This is a genomic window from Bradyrhizobium sp. UFLA05-125 (assembly GCF_059803515.1).
This window is the reverse complement of sequence record NZ_JBANBJ010000066.1, coordinates 1-19,771: the sequence shown is the minus strand read 5'-3', so window position 1 is coordinate 19,771 and position 19,771 is coordinate 1. Positions and strand designations below refer to the sequence as shown.

General features: G+C 57.5%; 22 protein-coding genes. 5 read left to right on the top strand and 17 right to left on the bottom strand.

The features are described from left to right. Positions 1-298: 298 nt before the first annotated feature. The 3 genes from SO156_RS35765 to SO156_RS35755 all read right to left on the bottom strand — a co-directional run bounded on the left by SO156_RS35765 (position 299) and on the right by SO156_RS35755 (position 4,532). Entirely contained in the window at positions 299-730 is a 432-nt protein-coding gene (locus SO156_RS35765) for a hypothetical protein (protein ID WP_498538058.1), read from the bottom strand. 9 nt (positions 731-739) lie between these two features. Continuing rightward, positions 740-931 carry a hypothetical protein gene (locus SO156_RS35760; protein ID WP_498538057.1) on the bottom strand — a complete coding sequence of 64 codons (192 nt, stop codon included), beginning with the start codon at positions 929-931 and terminating at the stop codon, positions 740-742. Between the two features lie 166 nt (positions 932-1,097). Beyond that, on the bottom strand, positions 1,098-4,532 hold the full coding sequence (locus tag SO156_RS35755; RefSeq protein WP_498538056.1) for a class I SAM-dependent DNA methyltransferase: 3,435 nt from the start codon (positions 4,530-4,532) through the stop codon (positions 1,098-1,100). Between the two features lie 1,775 nt (positions 4,533-6,307). Between SO156_RS35755 and SO156_RS35750 the strand changes: the two genes are divergently transcribed. After that, positions 6,308-7,279 (top strand): LysR substrate-binding domain-containing protein, encoded by a 972-nt coding sequence (locus SO156_RS35750; RefSeq protein ID WP_498538055.1) that lies wholly within the window; start codon positions 6,308-6,310, stop codon positions 7,277-7,279. A 30-nt stretch (positions 7,280-7,309) separates the two neighbouring features. Here SO156_RS35750 and SO156_RS35745 read toward each other — a convergent pair whose 3' ends face one another. From SO156_RS35745 to SO156_RS35735, 3 genes are all read right to left on the bottom strand, one after another. Then, positions 7,310-7,657, bottom strand: coding sequence for a DUF3088 family protein (locus SO156_RS35745; RefSeq protein ID WP_498538054.1), 348 nt, complete (start codon positions 7,655-7,657; stop codon positions 7,310-7,312). 44 nt (positions 7,658-7,701) lie between these two features. Continuing rightward, positions 7,702-7,929: a hypothetical protein gene (locus tag SO156_RS35740; protein ID WP_498538053.1), complete on the bottom strand. Its 228-nt coding sequence runs from the start codon at positions 7,927-7,929 to the stop codon at positions 7,702-7,704. Between the two features lie 142 nt (positions 7,930-8,071). After that, positions 8,072-8,254, bottom strand: coding sequence for a hypothetical protein (locus tag SO156_RS35735; RefSeq protein WP_498538052.1), 183 nt, complete (start codon positions 8,252-8,254; stop codon positions 8,072-8,074). A 479-nt stretch (positions 8,255-8,733) separates the two neighbouring features. On the opposite strand from SO156_RS35735, the gene SO156_RS35730 reads away from it, so the two are divergent. Then, positions 8,734-9,024: a hypothetical protein gene (locus SO156_RS35730; protein ID WP_498538051.1), complete on the top strand. Its 291-nt coding sequence runs from the start codon at positions 8,734-8,736 to the stop codon at positions 9,022-9,024. A 144-nt stretch (positions 9,025-9,168) separates the two neighbouring features. Here SO156_RS35730 and SO156_RS35725 read toward each other — a convergent pair whose 3' ends face one another. The 5 genes from SO156_RS35725 to SO156_RS35705 are packed head-to-tail and all read right to left on the bottom strand — an operon-like array spanning position 9,169 to position 11,885. Then, a complete protein-coding gene (locus SO156_RS35725; protein ID WP_498538050.1) occupies positions 9,169-9,510 on the bottom strand; it encodes a ubiquitination-like system serine protease family protein in 342 nt (113 codons plus the stop codon). Next, positions 9,507-10,889, bottom strand: a complete 1,383-nt coding sequence (locus SO156_RS35720) for a ThiF family adenylyltransferase (RefSeq protein WP_498538049.1) — start codon at positions 10,887-10,889, stop codon at positions 9,507-9,509. Before SO156_RS35720 ends, SO156_RS35725 begins: the two co-directional genes overlap by 4 nt. Continuing rightward, positions 10,889-11,284: an E2/UBC family protein gene (locus tag SO156_RS35715; protein WP_498538048.1), complete on the bottom strand. Its 396-nt coding sequence runs from the start codon at positions 11,282-11,284 to the stop codon at positions 10,889-10,891. Before SO156_RS35715 ends, SO156_RS35720 begins: the two co-directional genes overlap by 1 nt. After that, on the bottom strand, positions 11,277-11,543 hold the full coding sequence (locus SO156_RS35710; protein WP_498538047.1) for a hypothetical protein: 267 nt from the start codon (positions 11,541-11,543) through the stop codon (positions 11,277-11,279). Before SO156_RS35710 ends, SO156_RS35715 begins: the two co-directional genes overlap by 8 nt. A 33-nt stretch (positions 11,544-11,576) precedes the next feature. Next, positions 11,577-11,885, bottom strand: a complete 309-nt coding sequence (locus SO156_RS35705; RefSeq protein ID WP_498538081.1) for a DUF3892 domain-containing protein — start codon at positions 11,883-11,885, stop codon at positions 11,577-11,579. A 256-nt stretch (positions 11,886-12,141) separates the two neighbouring features. On the opposite strand from SO156_RS35705, the gene SO156_RS35700 reads away from it, so the two are divergent. After that, the gene (locus tag SO156_RS35700; RefSeq protein WP_498538046.1) at positions 12,142-12,708 is read left to right on the top strand and encodes a DUF4760 domain-containing protein; all 567 of its coding nucleotides are present in this window, start codon (positions 12,142-12,144) and stop codon (positions 12,706-12,708) included. 212 nt (positions 12,709-12,920) lie between these two features. On the opposite strand, the gene SO156_RS35695 is transcribed toward SO156_RS35700, so the two are convergent. The 3 genes from SO156_RS35695 to SO156_RS35685 form a co-directional block, all read right to left on the bottom strand. Further along, positions 12,921-13,478 carry a hypothetical protein gene (locus tag SO156_RS35695; protein WP_498538045.1) on the bottom strand — a complete coding sequence of 186 codons (558 nt, stop codon included), beginning with the start codon at positions 13,476-13,478 and terminating at the stop codon, positions 12,921-12,923. Between the two features lie 56 nt (positions 13,479-13,534). After that, positions 13,535-14,275 carry a hypothetical protein gene (locus tag SO156_RS35690; RefSeq protein WP_498538044.1) on the bottom strand — a complete coding sequence of 247 codons (741 nt, stop codon included), beginning with the start codon at positions 14,273-14,275 and terminating at the stop codon, positions 13,535-13,537. A 338-nt stretch (positions 14,276-14,613) separates the two neighbouring features. Continuing rightward, the gene (locus tag SO156_RS35685) at positions 14,614-15,015 is read right to left on the bottom strand and encodes a hypothetical protein (protein ID WP_498538043.1); all 402 of its coding nucleotides are present in this window, start codon (positions 15,013-15,015) and stop codon (positions 14,614-14,616) included. Positions 15,016-15,029: 14 nt separating this feature from the next. On the opposite strand from SO156_RS35685, the gene SO156_RS35680 reads away from it, so the two are divergent. Beyond that, positions 15,030-15,287 (top strand): ParB N-terminal domain-containing protein, encoded by a 258-nt coding sequence (locus SO156_RS35680; RefSeq protein WP_498538042.1) that lies wholly within the window; start codon positions 15,030-15,032, stop codon positions 15,285-15,287. A gap of 37 nt (positions 15,288-15,324) precedes the next feature. Here the strand turns inward: SO156_RS35680 and SO156_RS35675 are convergent, their stop codons facing one another. From SO156_RS35675 to groES, 3 genes are all read right to left on the bottom strand, one after another. Further along, on the bottom strand, positions 15,325-15,726 hold the full coding sequence (locus SO156_RS35675) for a hypothetical protein (protein ID WP_498538041.1): 402 nt from the start codon (positions 15,724-15,726) through the stop codon (positions 15,325-15,327). Between the two features lie 555 nt (positions 15,727-16,281). Next, the gene (gene groL, locus SO156_RS35670) at positions 16,282-17,931 is read right to left on the bottom strand and encodes a chaperonin GroEL (protein WP_498538040.1); all 1,650 of its coding nucleotides are present in this window, start codon (positions 17,929-17,931) and stop codon (positions 16,282-16,284) included. A gap of 90 nt (positions 17,932-18,021) precedes the next feature. After that, positions 18,022-18,336, bottom strand: coding sequence for a co-chaperone GroES (gene groES / locus SO156_RS35665; protein ID WP_498538039.1), 315 nt, complete (start codon positions 18,334-18,336; stop codon positions 18,022-18,024). A 613-nt stretch (positions 18,337-18,949) separates the two neighbouring features. On the opposite strand from groES, the gene SO156_RS35660 reads away from it, so the two are divergent. Continuing rightward, positions 18,950-19,156 carry a cold-shock protein gene (locus SO156_RS35660; protein ID WP_498538038.1) on the top strand — a complete coding sequence of 69 codons (207 nt, stop codon included), beginning with the start codon at positions 18,950-18,952 and terminating at the stop codon, positions 19,154-19,156. Positions 19,157-19,771: the final 615 nt, after the last annotated feature.

The window sequence follows — 19,771 nt, the reverse complement described above, 5'->3', positions numbered from 1 at the left end:
TCGACTTATCGGCTGGCCGGCCTAGCCCCGGGCGAATCAAACCTTACCCCGATCGCGTCGGAAAAAGCGGGGCCTTTTTGCCATTCTGCACAGGTGAGGGCGGTCGCCCGACCATGAGAAGGATCCCACCGATCTGCGGGAGAAGGGCCATCATAACGAGCCGGAACATGGCGAAATCCTCGGCAACCGGCTTAAGCACGCCACCCGAGACCGCCTGGGCTTGAGGATCAGCGGTTTGGTCGACCGAGCGCATGGCCGCTTCAATCGCCCGCCGCTGCTCGACGACGGCGGCCTCTCGCTATCCCCCCTTGCACTCCCGATCGCGGGCAGTCACGGCATCGGCCAAGGCCGCTTGGGCGGCCGTCACGGCCGGCGTGACGCGTGACGCGCGCGCAAGAGTCACGTCGCTGATGTTGGTGGACGTAAAACCGACGCCCGCCGTGAGGGCGAAGGCGAACGTCACCAGCCACGCCGCCCAGCCAACCAGTGCCCGGGTGCGCAGGCGGGACTGCCACAGCGCGCCTGCGCAGGGGGGCATGATGAGCGCAACGAGATCAGCAGCGACGCCGACGGCCAGGAACAGCCATCCGGCGACGTCGCTCGAGCCGAGCGACCGAGCGAACCATCCATTCATGGCGAGACCGACCATGGCCAGCCTCACCGCGGCGATCGACAGAAGGATCGGAGCCAGCGATCGCCGTGACGGCATGACCACCGAAGGAGAAGTCACGGGCGTTTGCTATTCAGCACCGCTGGGCGCTTGCGGAGGGCCAGCATTCGCCTGTGCACCACCCGGCGTATTGGCCGTCTTCTTGCGGGCTCGATAGGCTTTGGCGCGCTCGGCCTGCGACTTGGGCTTGGAAGGCGCCAAAGCCTGCCGCAGCGGGATGATCGAAGCACCCGCATCGGATTCGGAAATGCTGGACTGCATCATTTGCCTCGTTTTGCGATGCAGGCGCAGCGCGGCGCGCTACCTGCGATCAACTACCGAACGAGGCGTATCGGTCGGAAATTCGTGTCGCTATTTGTCGAATGTCGGGATTTGTCGGAATTTCCGACCCCGCGCCCAATTAAAGCCACCGGCGCCGGGCTAATGCTCATGCAGATTGTGCTATGAAGCTCATCCCGTTGTCGAAGGATCTCGCGTCTCCCAGTCGACTGAACGACTGAAGAATGTCCCTGACGTCTAGCAATATTCGGTCGCCCTCTTTGAAGGCTCCGGCATCCGCAGTTAAAGGCTTCGCGCTCCGACGCAGCAACTGTAGGATTTGGCCCGCTTGTTTTCTGGGTTCCTGAGAAAAAGCCTGTTTGGCTCGCGCGACCTTCGCGACCGAGATTTCCTGAACCTTGTCCGCCCGGTGGGCGAGTGCACCAAGTTTGTCGATCTGATATGAGGGTCGAACCCAACGAATCAATCCGCGGGCCTCTTCCTTCGTTCGCTCTTCATTGAGTGCAACCAAATGGGCTAAGATGTCATTGTCGACGATGTCCGCCTTCCAACCGTAAGCCTCACAAACAGTCGCATCAATCTGATCATGCAGATCCTTCAGGATGAGCACGTGACCGCGCTCCTTGATGTCTTTGCTCTTCTCGACCAGCGGAAGACCGCCCCTGATCTCTTCGAGAACGTTATAAAGCGCTGTCAGCGTGAGGTCCGCATTATCCGCGAGCGTATCTTTTCGCAGAGCATCAAGTTCTTCCGAGAGTTTAGCGACGCGTCGCTTGACCACGGCGGGGGTGTCTGGAAACGGGAACGGATCAAAGCATCTGGATTTCGAGTATCGCGGATCATTGCCGACCCCTAACCAGCCTCCGGCGCGCAACGCCCAGACACTGTGAATCCGTGAAGACAACACCCCCAAATGATAAGCATCGTCGCTCCCGACTGCGATCAGCATGTTGTCGGGAAGGATCGAGGCATCGAGGAATTGAAAGACTCGATGCTTTGCCGTCTCGACGGTGGCGATATAACGCCTCAAGCCCGCCAAGGCCGGCCTGAGTTCCTGTCGCGGCTTTCCAAATAGCCACCAGCGATTCAGATATTCGGCGGCATCTTTCGTCCCGGACTTATCAAAAGCAAGTTTTCGCTGTGGCTTCACATGCTGCAGTAGATGCTCGTAAACCTCCGGATATCGCTTTCGACCCTCGTTCGCATTGAGCCCAAACAAGTCGATGACCAGCCGATCGCGGGAGCGACCGGTGAGATCCCGACCGTTGCGGTACTCTCGAATATGCGCCTTGAGTCCATCACGACGCCCCAAACCTAGAAGCTTCGCTGTAGCGCGATCAACGATGAATCCGTCGCCATGGAGCTTGACTCCGGGCGAGCACAGCGCGTCGTTCGCCAATAACGGCTTGACGCGTGTCAAATCAGCTCCAATCGTTAGATCTGCATTGATCAGCCCTTTCCGTTCGATAAACGAGATGATGGGCTCGTCGGTATCGATACGGTCTTCCTTGATCACCTCGCGCAGAACGCCCTCGCGCGCACCAAATTCAGCTACGGTCATGGCTATACGTACGGCAGCGGAATCCGAGTTGGCCTTTGTCCACGGATGATCCGGAATCGCAAGCACGATCGAGATCGACCGATCGGTCTTAAGACGCTGCTCGACGACGCGGCGTTGAAAGACCTGCGTGACCGAATTGGTAGTGACGAAGCCGAAGCGGCGGAGCCGAGTTTCCTTACGCGCCAAAACTTCAGCCGCACGGTCCCACCAGTACATGACATAGTCGGCGGATGAATTTACGTGCGAGTAGACTCGCCATAGTGCTTCCGCATAGTCAGCTCCAAGTCGGTCACGAAGGTCCTTTCCGCCAATGAATGGCGGATTGCCCACGATGAAATCCACGTCAGGCCAGGGCGGTATTCGGACATTCGCGCCCAAATAGGTCGACTTCTTCGCGCTAGTTGCCGACCGGCGCGATGGCACCGTCGGGAAACCGTTCCAAGTCAGCAGCGCATTGCGTTCCACGATATGGTCGCTGTTTCCGAGCACCGGCTCGGCTGGACGATCGGGCCGAGTACGAAGGTGCCACTGCAGATAGCCAATCCAAAGTACCAATTCCGCAATTTCGATGGCTCGCTTATTGACCTCCATTCCCAGGAACTGATCGGGCTTAACTGATACACCCGAATATTTCGCGAGAGCGTTCTCTCCGTCCAAATCTTGTAGTTGCTTCAGGACCTCACCCTCAAGCTGCTTCATCAAGCGTAGCGCCACGTAGAGGAAGTTGCCCGTTCCACAAGCGGGATCGAGCACGCGAACGCTGGACAATCGCTGTAGAAAGTCTCCAACTTCTCGAATAGCATTCGACTTCGACCCTGATCGCAGCGCTCTTTCCGCGGACGCTTGCGCGGCGATCCAATCCTCGGTCAACGGCTCTATGACGGTGGCATTGACCAGGCGTTCGACGTGCGCCCTTGGCGTGTAATGAGCCCCAAGCCGTTTTCGTTCTTCGTCGTTTAGGGCCTGCTCAAAGAGCGAGCCAAATATGGCAGGCTCCAGATCCTGCCAATCAGCCTCTGCAGCGCTCCGGAGCAAGACGATTTCTGCTTTTAGGAGCGGGAGAGCCTTCGCTTTTTTGAAAAGTTTGCCGTTGAACCGAAGCAACTTCTCGCCGACAGCCGGCGAATAATCGCCGACGTCCATGTGTTTCCACAGATCATTCATCTCATGGGGAAACCGATCAGGATGCGCCACGCAGTCCGACAAAATCTCCTTGAAGCTGTCTTTCCGGATCAGTTGGACATCCTCAACGAACATCGTGAAAAGGCAGCGCATTAGGAAAACGGCCACTTCGGTCTGAGCAAATCCACGGGCTTCGAGCGCCTTCGAGATCTCGGCGAGCGTGCCGGCAATTTCTCGCGTGACCTTGGCGGTCTGTGCGGCTGGATCCAGCGAGAGCGGCTCTACCCAGATACGACGCAGATGCTCGCGGACGCTGGCATCACTCAGGTCAGCAAGGTCGATACGGAATCGGCGAGCATCGGGAAACTGAGTATAGTGACGACCATGACCGGAGAAATCGGCATAGACCTCGATAGTTCTGCCGACGTCGCATGTCAGCAAAAACGGAGGGTAAGAGTGGTCCTCCGGCAGAGCCTGCGCATAGCCTTCGGCCTGGCGTCGAGCATTGATCATCAGATGATCTATTGCATCAACGTGCTCAGGCTGCGATTTCAAGTCCGAGAATAGGTCGGCCTGTCCTTCGACCACCCGTTTTGGTCCTTTGAGGCGGCTTTGTTTCGCTTCGAGAATGAAGCAATCGCGTTTGTACAGATCAATCCGACCGCGCTCGGTAGTTCCGTCGGGCCGTTTGCGCTCGACGACGCGCTCAAAGACGTAATCGTTAAATGCGTGTGTTGCTGACGCGGGATTGGGTATCGGGGCGTCGATCACCTCGCACAGCTCGCGCAGGAACATCGAATAGTTTGAACGCTCTTGCCCACCCTCTTGGCCGGCCCAGCGTTCAATGAACGACTTCGGCGTTAAAGCCGGCCCACGCGAAACATTACTCGACTTTGACACGACGCGACCCCCGCGGCACTTTTGCGCCTTCGGGTTGCAGTCTAGCGAATCACATGTGATTTCGGCGCGGGCACAAGGCTAACCCGGCACAAACCTTTTCTGAATGGTTAACGGCTCCAGTCCGGGAGTGGGGAAATTCCCCAGTCGAGGCTCTTCGGTTGCTGCGCTCGAGCCCACGCATCACGCGGCATGGTCTGCGGATTATTTTTTTGCCTTCAGTCCCATCTCGACCAGCCGGCGGATTGCCTCTGATCGGCCGGGTGCATCGTCCTGCTTGGCAGCCCAACCATCGACCTTTTCCAAAAACTCGTCAGACAGGCGAATGGCTCTCACGGGATCCTTGCCCGTAGCAGGTCTGCCGGCCCCGGGCCGGCTACCGCCCCTTGAATTAGGTATTGCCTCTTTCATAATTGGGTATTACAACATTCAAACTTGATGAAATCAAGCGGTCGGACGCGCTGCAGCGAACAGAACGCCCGACCTAACCCCAGCCGAAGGAATCTACCCAATGGCCAAGGCTGGTAACCGATCTACCCACATCCCACTCCTGCTTCCATGACATCTCCAATGCCGCCGTCGCCTTCTTGCTTCGGCAGATCTTGGCAGTGCTGAAAGGCACGGTCGACTCTCCGAGGCGGACGACGTCTGCCCCCACAGCGTGGCGCGGTACCCGAAACGGGGACGTGATCCTTCCTAACCGCAAGATCGAACTGCGCGCGAAGTCCGCTGCAAAACGCATCGCGGCGGCCTGATTATTTTCAGTCAGGCCGGATTTTGATCGCTCGCCGTCACTGCTGCGCTGCGGGCTTCCCTTCATTCAGGTCGAACTCGGAGACGGAGCATGTCCAGCACTAACCACCGCCATCGCGCGGACCAAACAAATTTGTCACCCTCACGGACGAGCGACGGCGTTTCTGCGGTCGCCACTACAGTCCTCGCAGTTGATCACCATGACGATGGTCGCAGCGACAATATTTGCGAAGGCGCGAAGGAATCGTCTCCCGCGCCGTCGGCGCGCATATCGCGTAGGAGCCTTATCATGAACAGCATCGTATCTGCCGCCGCCGTTGCAACTGCCACCGCTATCCCCACAGAAACGTCCCCCGCCGCGACCACTATGCGCTAGCCTCCAATACGCCATGCACCGAGGCGGCTTTATTCCGAGCAAGTTCGACGGACGGCTGATCGAAGCAGATAGAGTCCAGACCATTGGTTATTTCGACGTCACACGTTGTGTCAGTTGAATTCGTTCGGGCGCCCGTAAGGCGATATCACCGAACAACCGATCGGCGGGCAAGATGCACCTCCGGATCTTGACTGCTGCTGGAGGAATTCGCACCGCTTTATGAAGGCGTTCGAACACAGGCCGCCAATTACCGCGTCGTCACGCAGTATGGCTAGCCGGCCGTATCTCGTCGATCGCCGACGTTTCTCCGAGCCTCGTTGGCACAGGAATTGCTATTCCAACCTAAACTTCGTTCCATCTTTCTGGAGAGATCGCGCAGTAATGTCACGCCGCTGAGCGGGCGTTTCTCAACGCGACCGGACCTCAGAGGCTGCAAGATCCGAAGGGCCTGTGGCGCCTCAATCGAGATTTGGTCGAAAGCGCGGAGCCAGGCCGGTGAGTTCGGCGTGACGGGCAGGCGCCGAAAGAGGTCTCAGCGTCAGGGTTCAGCCAGCCAGCAATAACGGTTGTCGGTGCTGGAGAACATCGAGGCACATTGCATGGAAAAACAACAACCATCGCAGCTAGAAGCGAGAAAGAAATAAGTCAGATGCGCAAGCTACCGATTCTAAAAAGTCTTCATCTGTTTGAGGCGGTGAGCGAGTTTCCAAGCTTCTCAAAGGCGGCTGAGCGACTAAACATAACGACCGGAGCGGTAAGTTATCAGATGCGCCTCCTTGAGGATTGGTTCGGGAGGCGACTGTTCGTTCGCCATAACTCGGGCGTGCGGCTGACATCCGACGGCGAACAATTGAAGCGCAGCTGTGCGAGCGCGTTCACAATGCTCGAGAAAGAATGCTACGAACTACGAAGGCGCGATGCAGGACAATCAGTGGTAGTGGGGTGCTCAACCACATTTTTATCGCACAGTCTCTTGCCCCGCATTGGTGCGTTCCGTCAACTCCGTTCGGACATTGATTTTGTCTTTGAGACCGCTTCGGATCTAGACTCGCTGTCGGTTGGCGCGGTGGATGTATTGTTCGTTTCCGGCCCGTTGAAGCGACCGCTTCCCGTCCGTGATGTGCACGTATCGAACGAGATGATTGGCCCTGTGTGTGCGCCCGCTACGCTCGAGGCGATTAAAAGCCCGGAAAACATTCTGTCTATTCCTCTGCTGCACGAGTCCGCCAGGTTGGATGCTTGGAACGAATGGGCCAGCGCAGCTGCAATATGCTTGCGGGGCTCGCGCCATGTCGTGTTCGATACATTTTCCCTGGCTGTCGAGGCGGCAAAAAGTGGGCTTGGAGCCGCAATATCCTCGCGAATTCTCGTGAGAAGCAACCTTGAGAAAGGCGAGCTTGTGGCTCCGTTTGGCTTTGTGCCGGTCAATCGCTCAATCTACATGTTTGTCAATGAACACGCGCGAACTTTGGAGGCCGTTAAAGAGTTTCGGAGCTGGGTACTGTCAGAAATACTCAGCCGGGATGATCCGCAATCGGATTTTCAAGGCGAAACTCGTGAGGTCAAGCAGGCCAGTCAAGTGAAGTTCCCCGCTGGGTCACTGCTGGCATCAGCCCGTTGATGGTCATCACGGGCTTACAAGGCATACACTTCACGGATGAGCAGTCGGAAATCCATGGCGCACTGCTAAAAGATAAAGGATTGCAAACGGATCGTCGACATAGGCAAACCCGTTCGCGTACTTCGCGTTCGCCGGCGCAAGGCTTCCCTTCTCGAAAATGAGAACGGCCGCGGACTGATGATCCTGGCTGAGTCTCTCGATGAGTGCGGCTCGTGGCTTGGCCGACGCATTTCGACGAACGTCAAGCCTTGCAGCGCAGCTTGGAAACGCGGACAAGACCCCTTCCAGCAGCGAGCATTGCCAGCAATAGAATTGCTGTCCGGGAAATGCCGGATCTGAAAAGGGTCGTTCTAAAAGGAACAGCTGATCCCATGGCATAGTGTTGATCCCGGATCTATCGATCGACAGGAGACGCCAATTGATCACGCCCCTGATCTGACCACGGCGAAGGTCGCAACGGCAAAAGCAAGAAAGGCGCTCGCCGTACATATCAGCACGATCATACCGAAGGGGAGCCGATCACCCAAAAGCGAGAAAACAATGCCATTTCCCGCGACGCCGCTATAGGTAACATTGAAATAGCCCGGAAAGGCGACCGGCTCGATCTGGAGCCACCGACGAAACCATGTGCGTGTGAGCGGCAGCTGCAAATACTTGGCCGAGGCGAAGCATCGCGCTGCTTGACGCGATCACCACAGGCAGGCCAGCATCGAGTGACATGACTGCAAGGCATGCGGCGAGCAGCACTGCGGCCCCGGCGATGGTTCGACGAGGCGCATCAGTACGGCGGCCTCACTCGTCCTCTTTAGGAAAAGGCTTATAGGTCTGTTGGCCCGCGAAACTCGAAGGTCGGGGGTTGTTCTTGAGCAGATGGCGTGCCCTTTCGAGGGCGGCCTGCACCTCGACAACGTGCTTGGTTTCGGCGTCCTTGTTGATGTTGGTATTCCGTAAGATGCGGAATAGGGGAAGAACCATGCTTCGGCTCGCTGTGTCATGAGGATGGGAGCGCGGACTGGTCTCCGCCGCCGCGTCCGTCCGCAGGCATCATGTCGATCTAGCGACAATCGGACTGATAATTCAACACGGAATAATCCGGCGGACGCAACTCGCGCCGAAATTCGGCGTCCCGCGACTCATTCGCGATGAATTCCGGCTCCTCAGCCTGATCTCAAAGGAAAAAGAGATGATGGATGCTCCGCTCAGGCCTATAACCAAAGAGGTGCCGGGTTTCCGAGTTGAACTCGGCAGTGACTCACTTCCGTCAGGATTTCGTAAGCCCGCCGTGAAATGATTGATTGTCGTCAGTCAGCCCCTGCACAGGATTGGCGACTCAGAGGCCCGGCCGGATTCGCCTCCAATGCCGGGCCTCCTCGCTTCGCGGAGTGCCTTTGATATTGCGTACCAGCGCGCTTCGCTGAAGCTTTGATCTTGCCGTTATCCTCGCCTTCCGCACCGTGATAGATGATGACGAAGGCTCCTATCTCGTCTACAGCCTGAAGATGAAAGCCGATCACGAAGCAAATGTCGTCACCATGAGCGACGCTGACACCGAAAGTGCAGCCATGAGTTTTTTAAAAGTCGGTTTTGCCAACATCGGCCAATCCGGCGGCATTGCCGCAGAGCACTTCCAGGCCCACGCCGTACCCATCATTCCGCGCCGACCGCCGACGCGGGGTCTGCAGCTACCGAGGTCGGGATCCTTATTCGCTGTTTTCGGCTGGCCTGGTAATGGCTTTGAGCACTGACCCGCCGGCAGTTTGGGAAAAGGCGGCGATGTCCAATTGAGTATCGGCTTCGAACCTGGCCCGGTTTCGTCTTGATGGCTCTGTGTAAATCTCTTGCGGGACGGCTATCCGACGGTGAGGTTATGACGATGACCCCTGGAGCCGCTAAACCCAGTCTACCTTATTATTGTTGATGAAGAAATGACTGCCGCAGCGTTCAGCCGGGACCCAGATTGACGGGCGCAATGTCGCCTGACCGTTCGTCACGAGCACAGTCCAACATGGTGACCGCGACTTCATAAGGTTCACGTCAATTGTCTCTCCGCATCCACACGGGCATTTCAAAACGGCCCACTTTGGATTCTCGCCAACCAGGTATAACGTGGAGCCCAGAAAGCGCGGCAGCTCGGAGCGGCTGGCTACCGTGACGACAGGGCCGACATAAGTACGCTTGCTTGGCCCCCACAGCCAATTCCAGATCCATATGATCCAGTCGACGAGTCTCATTCAGGCCGCCATGTCGTGTCGAGGAACGGCTTTACGTCGCCCCGGCCCCAGAACTTGGAATCTCCGCAGTAACAATGCGGGCTAGGGTCGATCCTGTTCGTTCGCAGCTTGGTATCATCAATGAGATGCAGCACTTCCGTGCTCTCCCTGTCCGCGCCTAAACAGCCAGTCAGCCTGTGCAGAAATTCCGTTACAGCACTTGATGCGATAGCCGTCGTGAACGGCACTACGGCGGGCGCGGGATCCGCCAGTTGATCAATGTACCCTTCTTGCTCCAATTCACGCGCCTCTTCGGGATTGTGTGCCCGAATCGATTCGGCTCGTACCCGATCCGGCCTTAGTCGTCCCCGGCAATTCAGACAGGCCGCTCCTGGCATCAGCGTCGTGACACGTCCCTGAATGCTTTGAATGAGACCGTCTTCGGAGTCGACTTTTACCCCCATGTCAAACACCGGAAGGAGGTAATAAATTGCGAGGCGCGTGAGCAGCGACCGCCCCAGCTCATCGTCCGTGCATCCGAATATCTCATCGCATTCGCGGAATTGCCCCAAGACGGATTCGTATGAAATGGGCTGTGGAATGCCCTTAACAATCGTTCCCAGGCCAACATCCGCCGCCAGGCGCTCGGCGATTTTCACTTTCTCAATTGTGGCATCGATCACCCGAGAGCCATAGACGCGATTGACGTTTGAACTCTCGAATTTCTCTCCGTCCGCTATGACAATGGTGCCCACGCCCAATCTTACGAGCTGCTCCATGACACAGGAGCCTGTCCCGCCCACCCCGATCACACCGACACGCAATCTGGCGAGTAGCCGCTGGATATCGCGCCCGAATGCGCGAACCTGACGATCGAAAAATTCGAGACGCTCGGCCTCAGCCGCGTCCGGAAACCAGAACCGATGCCTGCTCCCAACAATCCTTACACGCTCCAGATCCGCGCTTGTGCCGTCGGGCAGCCATACGCGGCCACTTGATATTCCTGATGGCGTAAAAACCAGCGAACCGTGAACGCCCGCAGTGCGTATGCGGACGTAAGCGGTTTGGAAAAGCTTCGCTTCCTCAATGTCATCCTGGCGCGAGTGCCGGGGAACGCCGTTCGGATGTGAATGAACGAAGACGAGGCAGGCCTTCGCGTCATTCGCTCGTTTCATCGCCCGGACATACGACAAAGGAGCGATCTTCATGTGCGCAGACGATTGTTCGAGGATATCCTCGTCACCCACGGCAATCACTTCTTGCACCAGAAGGCGAAACTCCCCCTGCGTCTTAGACATTCGGCAGATGAGGAAAGCGGCCTGCTCGACGTCTGGCTTCGTTGCTAGATGGGTCTCTACCTCGCGATAGTGCCGTTCCGCAAAAGTTACAGAATAACGCATCAGATGCCCTTGGCGATTTCGGTTTTCACGGCAGCCAGATAAGAGCGGAGGTTATCGACACCTGCACGCCACGTTCCTTGAAAGTGACGTGACCAGCGCTGCCAGTTGCGGTCGCCGTACACGTGATGGGCATCGCCTCTTGTTGGCCATTCACCGGATGCCCGCTTTACGTCTGGAAACGTCCAAAACATGTCCGGATTGGCGTTCGGGTACCCAGCTGGCAGGATGATCAGAAGGTCCGCGGTTTGCGGGATATAGGCCGAGGGAAACGTGAAGTCGCGCAGGATCAAGTGGATCTCTGCGCCCAGCTTGGCAACGTCGAATGCGTAATCCTTCTCCAACAGGAATTCACGATCGATCTCGGGCAGAAGCTCTTGCGGATCGCCCTCAGCCACGAACACTTCCAGGATTGAGGCTGCTTTGGGCAGAGTAGAAGTGATCACCGTTTTTCAGCTCTACCGGGCTGGAACCGTTGGGAATGCGCTGGTCATCGCCTTTGCCGGGGGTCTCGCGCCAGAGATCATAGCCGGCCTTGACTTTTCCTAGCACGTACAACGCAGCCCCACTGGTGGGGTCGGGCGACTTGTGCTCCTCCTTGTCGATGATGATCGACACATCCTTTTCTTTTGGATGATCTTTAGAGCTTTCGGACATGTCTTTTGTCTTTCCTTCTCAAAACTTCAACTACTAAACGTTGGGCGACATAAACTCACTTCCGGCTATCGCGAACATTCGCTCGGTCTGAAGAAACTTATTGCCGGCGGCGCTGACACGGACACCGAGCCAGGCAGTCGCATTTCCTTCTTGCGTGTAGAAGCCATGTTTCTTGTTTTCGATAAAGCGTACGACGTTTTCCGTGGCGTCCTTCCACCTGCCAGATCCGTCGGGATTCGGACCACCAACGTGAGTGATGTGTTCGTGCGCACAGTTGCGGTGCGGCTTGTTCACGCAATCAATACGATAGTTTATCGATTCATTCCTCTTGGCGCATCGCATTATGCAGCATGGGCGAGGCCTGTCTGCGGCCATTTTGTACGATCAGACGCAGATTCTGTTCGCCGTTTCTCGAAAAACCGCACTTTCCTTGCGACATCTACGTCGATTGCTGCCGAGACCACCGCCGGCGAGCACAGGAGGCGACGAAGGTTTTCTTGCTTGCACGCTCCCTGAGGTTGCCGATTGGATGGGTGTCGGCGCTGAGGGCGGCCAATGCTATACGCAGTTTCGGCGACCGTAGTGATAGGTACCCATCATGCGTAGAGCAATTCGGGACCTCAGTCCTCTAATTCTGTTTACGCTTTGGCTCTTCGGAGTCCTGCCGCTGATTTATCTCAACGAATATCCCAAGCTCCCGCTTGGGGAGTTAACCGTGATAGCTAACGGTGCAAAACGCGCGACGATCGATTTTTTCTTGAAGTCCTCAATGGACAAAGAATGCTTGAACACCTACGAAGTTTTCAAAGTAGAGATTAAGCAGTTCAAAAAGCCAGGCTTTGACTTCGGCAAATACGAGACGACGGACGCCTACAAGAGCGTTCGTATCTGGCTCAATATTTGCGAGTTGATAGCTGTCGGAATCAATCGTCAAGTCTTTGATGACCGCGTGGCATTCGACTGCTGGGGCGATTTGTTGCCTTGGTGTTATAGCGCGGCCGGGCCCTTCATCAACTGGTATCGAGCGAAGGAAGGGAGTGAGCTATCGAATATCGACCTACAGGCAGTATCCGATCGATGGCGAGAAGAGACCATTCGAGAAAACTACGCCAACAAAGCAAAACAGCGTGCAATTCAAACAGCTCACACTCCACTTTCGTCCTAAAAATAGCCACTATCTCAGATGAGCGATAGGTGGCCGGCATTGGCCCTTTCTAGCTATTCTGGCGCTGAGCGGACGTCAGTCAATTGATCGCCTGGACGCACCGGGCGAAGTCCCGGCGGCCTTCACTCACGATCGCTCGCGCAAACCGCACGACGCTGTCAAGTCAATCCGTTGCACGAGAAGGGGAGACCGCGTCGGAAGGCAAGCTTTCCTTATATCCACTCTGCGTTCTCAATGACCTCCGCCGAACGTACGCAGATAGCGACATGTGATCGGTCAAACAACCATGAGCGTCTGTGGATGGGGCTCCCCTCAACAAAGGCGGCGCGTATCGACTTCACGGCGTGGCCATCCTTCTCCAGTACGGCTGCAAAGGCAGTCACGTAATGATCGTCCTCATAGTTGGCATAAAGCTCTTCCTTCTCTTTCTCGTTCAGCCCTCGAAAGAGCGCTTCGGGGCCAAGCTGACCACGCGGTGGTGTCCCGAACTTGTGCTGGTTATCCTTGAAGAGCTTCCAGTAGCCGACGTCGGTCAAATCGACGCAGTCTCTCAAGTTGATCGTCGCCTTTAGAACGGCGGGTCTTTGACCGCGGCGTTGACCGATTTCACTCGCCCACAGCTTGGCAGCCTCAGGCGCATCCTGGAACAGATAGAAACCCACCCCCAGCCATTTTGGGCGGCGGTTAAGTCGACGTTTGGTGATAATCCCGTCTCTTTCGATATCGAGACGTCCTTGTTCTGTCGTGCCGTGAAAACCAATGACCTTCATGACGTAAAAATGGACGGCGCTTGCGCGCCGTCCTCCTTCCTACAAAATGAATCTTTCTATTGCTTGCCCTTCGCGGGCGCTCCTGAGAGCTCGAACATCTTCGACCATCTGGAACTGCCGAGCGCTTCTTCGGTCTTGCGCTTATCTGCCTCGATAAGATCATGGATGTTCTTGCTGGCTTCGCTTGCGGTTTTCGCAAACGATTCCGGATTGACACGTTCGTAAATGGGTTTCGAGTTCATTGCGGGCTCCTGTGCGAGCCCGGAGCGAAGATCATGAGCTCCCTTGTGAGGAGGTGCTGAGACCTCCTCCGGAGCCGGAGAAAACGCAACTTGAGTTAGCTTGCCATTATAGATCCTACGCTCGCTATCGTAAATCCGAAGTTGCACCACGGTCGTGATGACGGAAAAAGACAGAAGAAAGTAATCGGTACTTGTAAGCTGCGGATCTTTTGCAAAGGATGCACTGGCGACCCAGATGACGACGAGCGCGAGCGGTAAAAAAAGAAAGCTGAAGAAGACGTTCTTCGCGACTTCCCGGGCGCGATCGTATCGCTTGAATTCGGCTTGTGTCAGCGGCTGAGCTATCACAATTCCCAGCGCGTGCTTCTTCAGCAAAAGATAAAGCAGGTGCAGCTCATAGCCCAATCCACGATACTGTTGTTTAACTGGGTATCGAGCAAGCGAAACGGTTTTTGCTGCGAGGGTCAGCTGAACAATCGACGACAGCACGATCGCGACGAATGCAAGCTGCGCTCCGAGGGTCGCGCGACCCACGTTCAAAAGAGATCCCAGCATGGTAAGAATTTCGTCGAAGACGAAGATCCTCCGAAACAGAGCCCAATACACGCTAAGTCAATAAAAATGGTTCGCACACGGAATAGGTTCCCTTTGTAACGTCAAAATCCCGTGATTCCAAGAGAATTTGGCGGTCGACACCCCCAACGACCCTTCATTTTGACCGAAGCCCGGCGCATCGGTTTGCCCTACCGGGCTCTTCGCGTTGAGCGCTCCCGGGCCTCCGTACCGGCGGCTGAAAGCCTGCACCCTTCGCAACCAGCTCAAGCGGATTCTCGAACCGCCGTCGCGGTTCGAGAATCCGTTCTCCTACTGGCCAAGTTTTCTGATTTACGGTTTTAGAACGGATGGTGCAGCGCCGGACGGGATGTCGCCTTCGAACCGCAGCCCCCTGCTCGCGCGGCGGCTTGCGGAAACCTGCGAAGAATAGGACCCGGGCCGGCTCCGCTGCCGTTTCCCCGGCCTTCCGCGCTGCGCGTGTGCAGGCCGGGTGATCCAGCGTCGCCCTTGCGTGCGCCACCCTCGCTCTTCGAGGGCTCGGCAAGACGGTTCAGCGCGGAAGTCTGCGCTGAACCGCCAAACCGAGAAGGAGAATGAAGATTGACCAAGAAGACCCAACCGAAGACTGGCAGCGGATCGTTGCTGCCGCTGATCAAGCTGAACAAGTCGCCCAAGAACGTGCGCAAGGTGCCGCGCACCGAGGCGGACATCGAGGCGCTGGCGGCCAGCATCGGCGCCAACGGAAAACCTTGTCGTGGAGCCGGACACCAAGGACGGCGAGCCGACCGGCCACTACCTTGTCAACTTCGGCGAGGGCCGCAGGCTGGCACTGCTATTGCCGGCCAAGCGGAAGGAGATCAGGAAGGACGAGCCCGTCCGCTGCATCCTTGGCGTGGCTGAACGGGCCGAGGAAGTGAGCCTCGCGGGGAATGTCATCCGCGTCCGCAAAAGGAAGCCGGATGGAGGATTTGGCCCGCCTACGTACTATCATTGCATTTCGTCGGTACGGTAGTCGCACAAAAAGATTCTGGGCCGTCGTGACAGGAACCTTATTGCGTTGCCTTCAGGACCTCACGAAGCGTCGCTGCGAGGCGCTCATATTGCTCGGGCTTCGTCTCTTTGAGAGTAGCAAGGTCAGCCGCGATGTTGTTGAGGCGTCGCGCTGCAGCTCGTGCCTTGATCTCATTGATATCGAGATGGATCTTGGCAAATTCTTCGAAAGCCGGCGCATCTTGCTTCGCCTTGGGCAAGTCGGCGATAAGAATGGCAAGAGCGTCCATGACGCGGCCTAGCTGGCGACCGTAGCTCTGCGCGGCAACAATCTCTCGTTCGGTATCAGGCGCGCTTGAATTCTGCTCTGTGATGTTGGTTACGCTACCAAACACCCAACCAGGCAGTATGGGCTGCACGAAATTCCGAGGTGCCGCAAAGAAATCGAGAGGATTGGGCATGCTGCCCTTCATCCAGGATGGCCAATCCCATCTGGGCGGAGTCGCAGACTGAGAGTCGCTGCTCATGACGTAGCTTCCTTCCGGCGATGCCGACAGGGAACGATGTTCGCTGTGCTCGCAAGCCCAATGTAGGCCGCGCGATCATCTCTCATTGTGAAGGATTTCACATCCAACGCTTTAATGACCAGCTACGTTCAATATCGCCGGCTGGTCCTGACTGTCGTGCGTCGGCATGCAACATTTCATCCATGTGACCGCGATCGGGCGTGACAGAAGCAGGAATCGCCTTAAAAAGTGCTCCACCTATCGAAATCCGCGGTGCCCCAAATAAGTGGCGCAGTTGGCGCGCAATAGCATCGGCAGTGACGTGCGAACGATCAGAGCGCCCATCCTTGTTCGGCATCTGTCGCCGAGCCGGGAATGGTTTCGTTTGATTGTGTCCCTTGATAACGTGGCAAAAGGCCAGGGGCGACGCGTTGTGAGTCCGTCCCAAGTAGAAAACCCCGGCATGGGCGCCGAGGTTTTCACATTTCATGGTTCGGTGTGACGGCTAGATCAGAAGTCCATGCCGCCCATACCACCCATGCCGCCGCCAGGAGGCATGGCGGGACCGGCAGCTGCCTTCTTCGGCAGCTCGGCGACCATGGCCTCGGTGGTGATCAAGAGCGCAGCCACGGAGGAGGCGTTCTGGACTGCAGTTCTCACGACCTTGGTCGGGTCGATGATGCCCTTGGTGACGAGGTTGCCGTATTCGCCGGTCTGCGAGTCGAAGCCGTAGGCGTACTGATCCTTCTCGAGGATCTTGCCGACGATCACCGAGCCGTCTTCACCGGCATTGATCGCGATCTGGCGGGCGGGCCAGGACAGCGCCTTGCGCACGATCTCGACGCCGGTCTTCTGGTCGTCGTTCTTGGTGCGCAGACCCTTGAGCGCTTCGGTGGCGCGAAGCAGGGCGACGCCGCCGCCCGGGACAATGCCTTCCTCGACCGCGGCGCGGGTCGCATGCATCGCGTCATCAACGCGGTCCTTGCGCTCCTTGACCTCGACCTCGGTCGCGCCGCCGACGCGGATCACCGCGACGCCGCCCGCGAGCTTGGCGAGACGCTCCTGGAGCTTCTCACGGTCGTAGTCCGAGGTGGTCTCCTCGATCTGCGCCTTGATCTGGGCCACGCGTGCCTCGATGTCGGCCTTCTTGCCGGCGCCGTTGACGATCGTGGTGTTCTCCTTGTCAATCATCACCTTCTTGGCGCGACCGAGCATGTTGAGCGTGACGTTCTCGAGCTTGATGCCGAGATCTTCCGAGATCGCCTGGCCGCCGGTCAGGATCGCGATGTCCTGCAGCATGGCCTTGCGGCGATCGCCGAAGCCCGGAGCCTTGACGGCCGCGACCTTCAGGCCGCCGCGCAGGCGGTTCACGACCAGGGTCGCGAGCGCCTCGCCTTCGACGTCCTCGGCGACGATGACCAGCGGCTTACCGCTCTGCACCACGGCCTCGAGCAGCGGCAGCAGCTCGTTCAGCGAGGAGAGCTTCTTCTCGTTGATGAGGATGTAGGCGTCGTCCATCTCGACGCGCATCTTGTCAGCGTTGGTGACGAAGTAGGGCGAGATGTAGCCGCGATCGAACTGCATACCCTCGACGACGTCGAGCTCGGTCTCGAGCGACTTGGCTTCCTCGACGGTGATGACACCCTCGTTGCCGACCTTCTTCATGGCGTCTGCGAGGAATTTGCCGATCTCCGCGTCGCCGTTGGCCGAGATGGTGCCGACCTGAGCGATCTCCTCGTTGGAGGTGATCTTCTTCGAGTTCTTCTCGAGGTCCGCAACGACGGCCTCGACGGCGAGATCGATACCGCGTTTGAGGTCCATCGGGTTCATGCCGGCGGCAACCGCCTTGCCGCCCTCGCGGACGATCGCAGCCGCGAGCACGGTCGCGGTGGTGGTGCCGTCGCCGGCCGCGTCAGCGGACTTGGAGGCGACTTCGCGGACCATCTGGGCGCCCATGTTCTCGAACTTGTCGTCGAGCTCGATCTCCTTGGCGACGGTGACGCCGTCCTTGGTGATGCGGGGAGCGCCGAACGACTTGTCGAGGACGACGTTGCGGCCCTTCGGACCGAGCGTGACCTTCACGGCGTTGGCGAGAACATCGACACCGCGCAGCATGCGGTCGCGGGCGTCGACGCCGAATTTCACTTCTTTGGCTGACATATTGATTTCCTGAGTTGTCTTGGTCTCATCTCACCCTTGGCGTGGCGCCCGGCAGGCGCTCCTCAGGGGTGAGCGGTGCGAGCGGTTGAATTAGGCGGCCTTCTTGTTGGAAGCGGTAGCTTCGAGCACGCCCATGATGTCGCTTTCCTTCATGATCAACAGCTCCTGGCCGTCGATCTTGACCTCGGTGCCCGACCACTTGCCGAACAGCACGCGGTCGCCGATCTGGACGTCGATCGGGATCAGCTTGCCGCTCTCGTCGCGGCCACCGGGGCCGACGGCGATTACTTCGCCCTGGGAGGGCTTTTCCTTGGCCGTATCGGGAATGATGATGCCGCCAGCGGTCTTCTCTTCTGCGTCGATGCGCTTGACCACGACGCGGTCGTGAAGCGGACGGAATTTCATGCAGTCCTCCTAAGCATTTGCATTAGATAGAGATTTTGGGTTGTTAGCAATCGATGCCCACGAGTGCTACGCAGGCGAGATGGAGATAGGACAGGTTTTTTACGGGAGCAAGGGGCTCGTGGCAGAAAAGTGGGATACTTAGCCACCTGATCTGCTAGTTGCGTTTACGATCATTAGCAGGCCTTAACACCAGCCTCGGACCACCTAGCCCAAACCGCGGCTGAGGCACTGAATGTCAGCAGGTTCTTAAACTCGTCGGCCTGAGGTGAGTTGGTCGTGTGCAACACATTTAGCTCGTGGGTAAAGCATCGACCGGGTGGCTTCTCAGCTGAGGTCAAGCCCCTCCCGATATGCACGACGCAAATGGAAGTCGGCATGACGTCGCGCCGGCCATCACTGGTGCGCTCGAAGTAGTTCGCGTGCACGAACGTCCTGGCAAAGTAGCTCGATCATTCCGATGTACCGATCGATTTGCGCCAACGTGCGCGAACAGTATGGATGCCTCTCTATGATAGCGGCGTGTTGGAACGAGAAAGCTTCGCGCCGCTCGTTACACTTGAAGTCCGCCTTCGCCCTCGGCTAAATTGACTGGCTTCAACTTGGAGATACTGCATTGGCACTCGGTACTGTGAAGTGGTTCAACCCGACCAAAGGATACGGCTTTATCCAACCAGACGACGGAGGTCCCGACATCTTCGTGCACATTAGTGCCGTTGAAAAGGCGGGCCACACCGGCCTGGCGGAGGGCTCCCGAATTAGCTACGAGCCGAAGGCCGGTCGCTCCGGGAAACTTTCCGCTGAAAATCTCCGAGTTGGTTAGGCTCGTCGGTGGGCCGGCGGTGAACCGATCGACGGTGTCCGAACTCTCGCTCAAAACGATAGCAATCCGGCCTCTCAGCGCGCACACGCGGCGCTGCTAAGCTCCCTGTCGAGCAACCTCATTGCGTTGTCGAGACGACGCCTAGCTAGGAAGGTCGCACGGCTAGCATTTCGGGCGCTTTTTCGGATTGCGGTTGGCGACAGCCTCGTGGATTGAGGGGGATCTGATGTCAGCGCGTTGGGTCTCTCAGTTGAGGTTGCGAACGCATCGCAGGACGCGAGCGCCTCGTCTCTAGGTGGGAGGCTGGATTGGGCTGTTGTGCCCGGCAAGATGCTCGCGATTCAAAATCCCAAGCCGAGGTCTTGCGCCATGCGCCATGCGCCCTCACCATGAGCGTCCGGCACTAATCGCGAATAGCTCTAACGGACGGTTCAATTGTAAGGCGGTAGGCGATTAGCCTGGTGCCGTCGAAAATCTCTAGCGGGCTATTGTAGATTGAACAGCAGTACTCGCTTTTTTTCTCCGCGCGCAGACCACAGTTCGAGACGACGAAAACCAGCGCCGCACTTAGAACAAGTCACGTCGCTTTTTTTCATGTGCGTGTCTCACGCTCCA

Bases quoted from the DNA above. Each gene is read 5' to 3' on its own strand.
- SO156_RS35705 (WP_498538081.1), bottom strand. From the start codon at position 11,885: ATGCGATGCGCCAAGAGGAATGAATCGATAAACTATCGTATTGATTGC.
- groES (WP_498538039.1), bottom strand. From the start codon at position 18,336: ATGAAATTCCGTCCGCTTCACGACCGCGTCGTGGTCAAGCGCATCGAC.
- SO156_RS35760 (WP_498538057.1), bottom strand. From the start codon at position 931: ATGCAGTCCAGCATTTCCGAATCCGATGCGGGTGCTTCGATCATCCCG.
- SO156_RS35725 (WP_498538050.1), bottom strand. From the start codon at position 9,510: ATGAGACTCGTCGACTGGATCATATGGATCTGGAATTGGCTGTGGGGG.
- SO156_RS35720 (WP_498538049.1), bottom strand. From the start codon at position 10,889: ATGCGTTATTCTGTAACTTTTGCGGAACGGCACTATCGCGAGGTAGAG.
- SO156_RS35745 (WP_498538054.1), bottom strand. From the start codon at position 7,657: ATGCCATGGGATCAGCTGTTCCTTTTAGAACGACCCTTTTCAGATCCG.
- SO156_RS35710 (WP_498538047.1), bottom strand. From the start codon at position 11,543: ATGTCCGAAAGCTCTAAAGATCATCCAAAAGAAAAGGATGTGTCGATC.
- groL (WP_498538040.1), bottom strand. From the start codon at position 17,931: ATGTCAGCCAAAGAAGTGAAATTCGGCGTCGACGCCCGCGACCGCATG.
- SO156_RS35700 (WP_498538046.1), top strand. From the start codon at position 12,142: ATGCGTAGAGCAATTCGGGACCTCAGTCCTCTAATTCTGTTTACGCTT.
- SO156_RS35690 (WP_498538044.1), bottom strand. From the start codon at position 14,275: ATGCTGGGATCTCTTTTGAACGTGGGTCGCGCGACCCTCGGAGCGCAG.
- SO156_RS35735 (WP_498538052.1), bottom strand. From the start codon at position 8,254: ATGGTTCTTCCCCTATTCCGCATCTTACGGAATACCAACATCAACAAG.
- SO156_RS35750 (WP_498538055.1), top strand. From the start codon at position 6,308: ATGCGCAAGCTACCGATTCTAAAAAGTCTTCATCTGTTTGAGGCGGTG.
- SO156_RS35695 (WP_498538045.1), bottom strand. From the start codon at position 13,478: ATGAAGGTCATTGGTTTTCACGGCACGACAGAACAAGGACGTCTCGAT.
- SO156_RS35675 (WP_498538041.1), bottom strand. From the start codon at position 15,726: ATGCCCAATCCTCTCGATTTCTTTGCGGCACCTCGGAATTTCGTGCAG.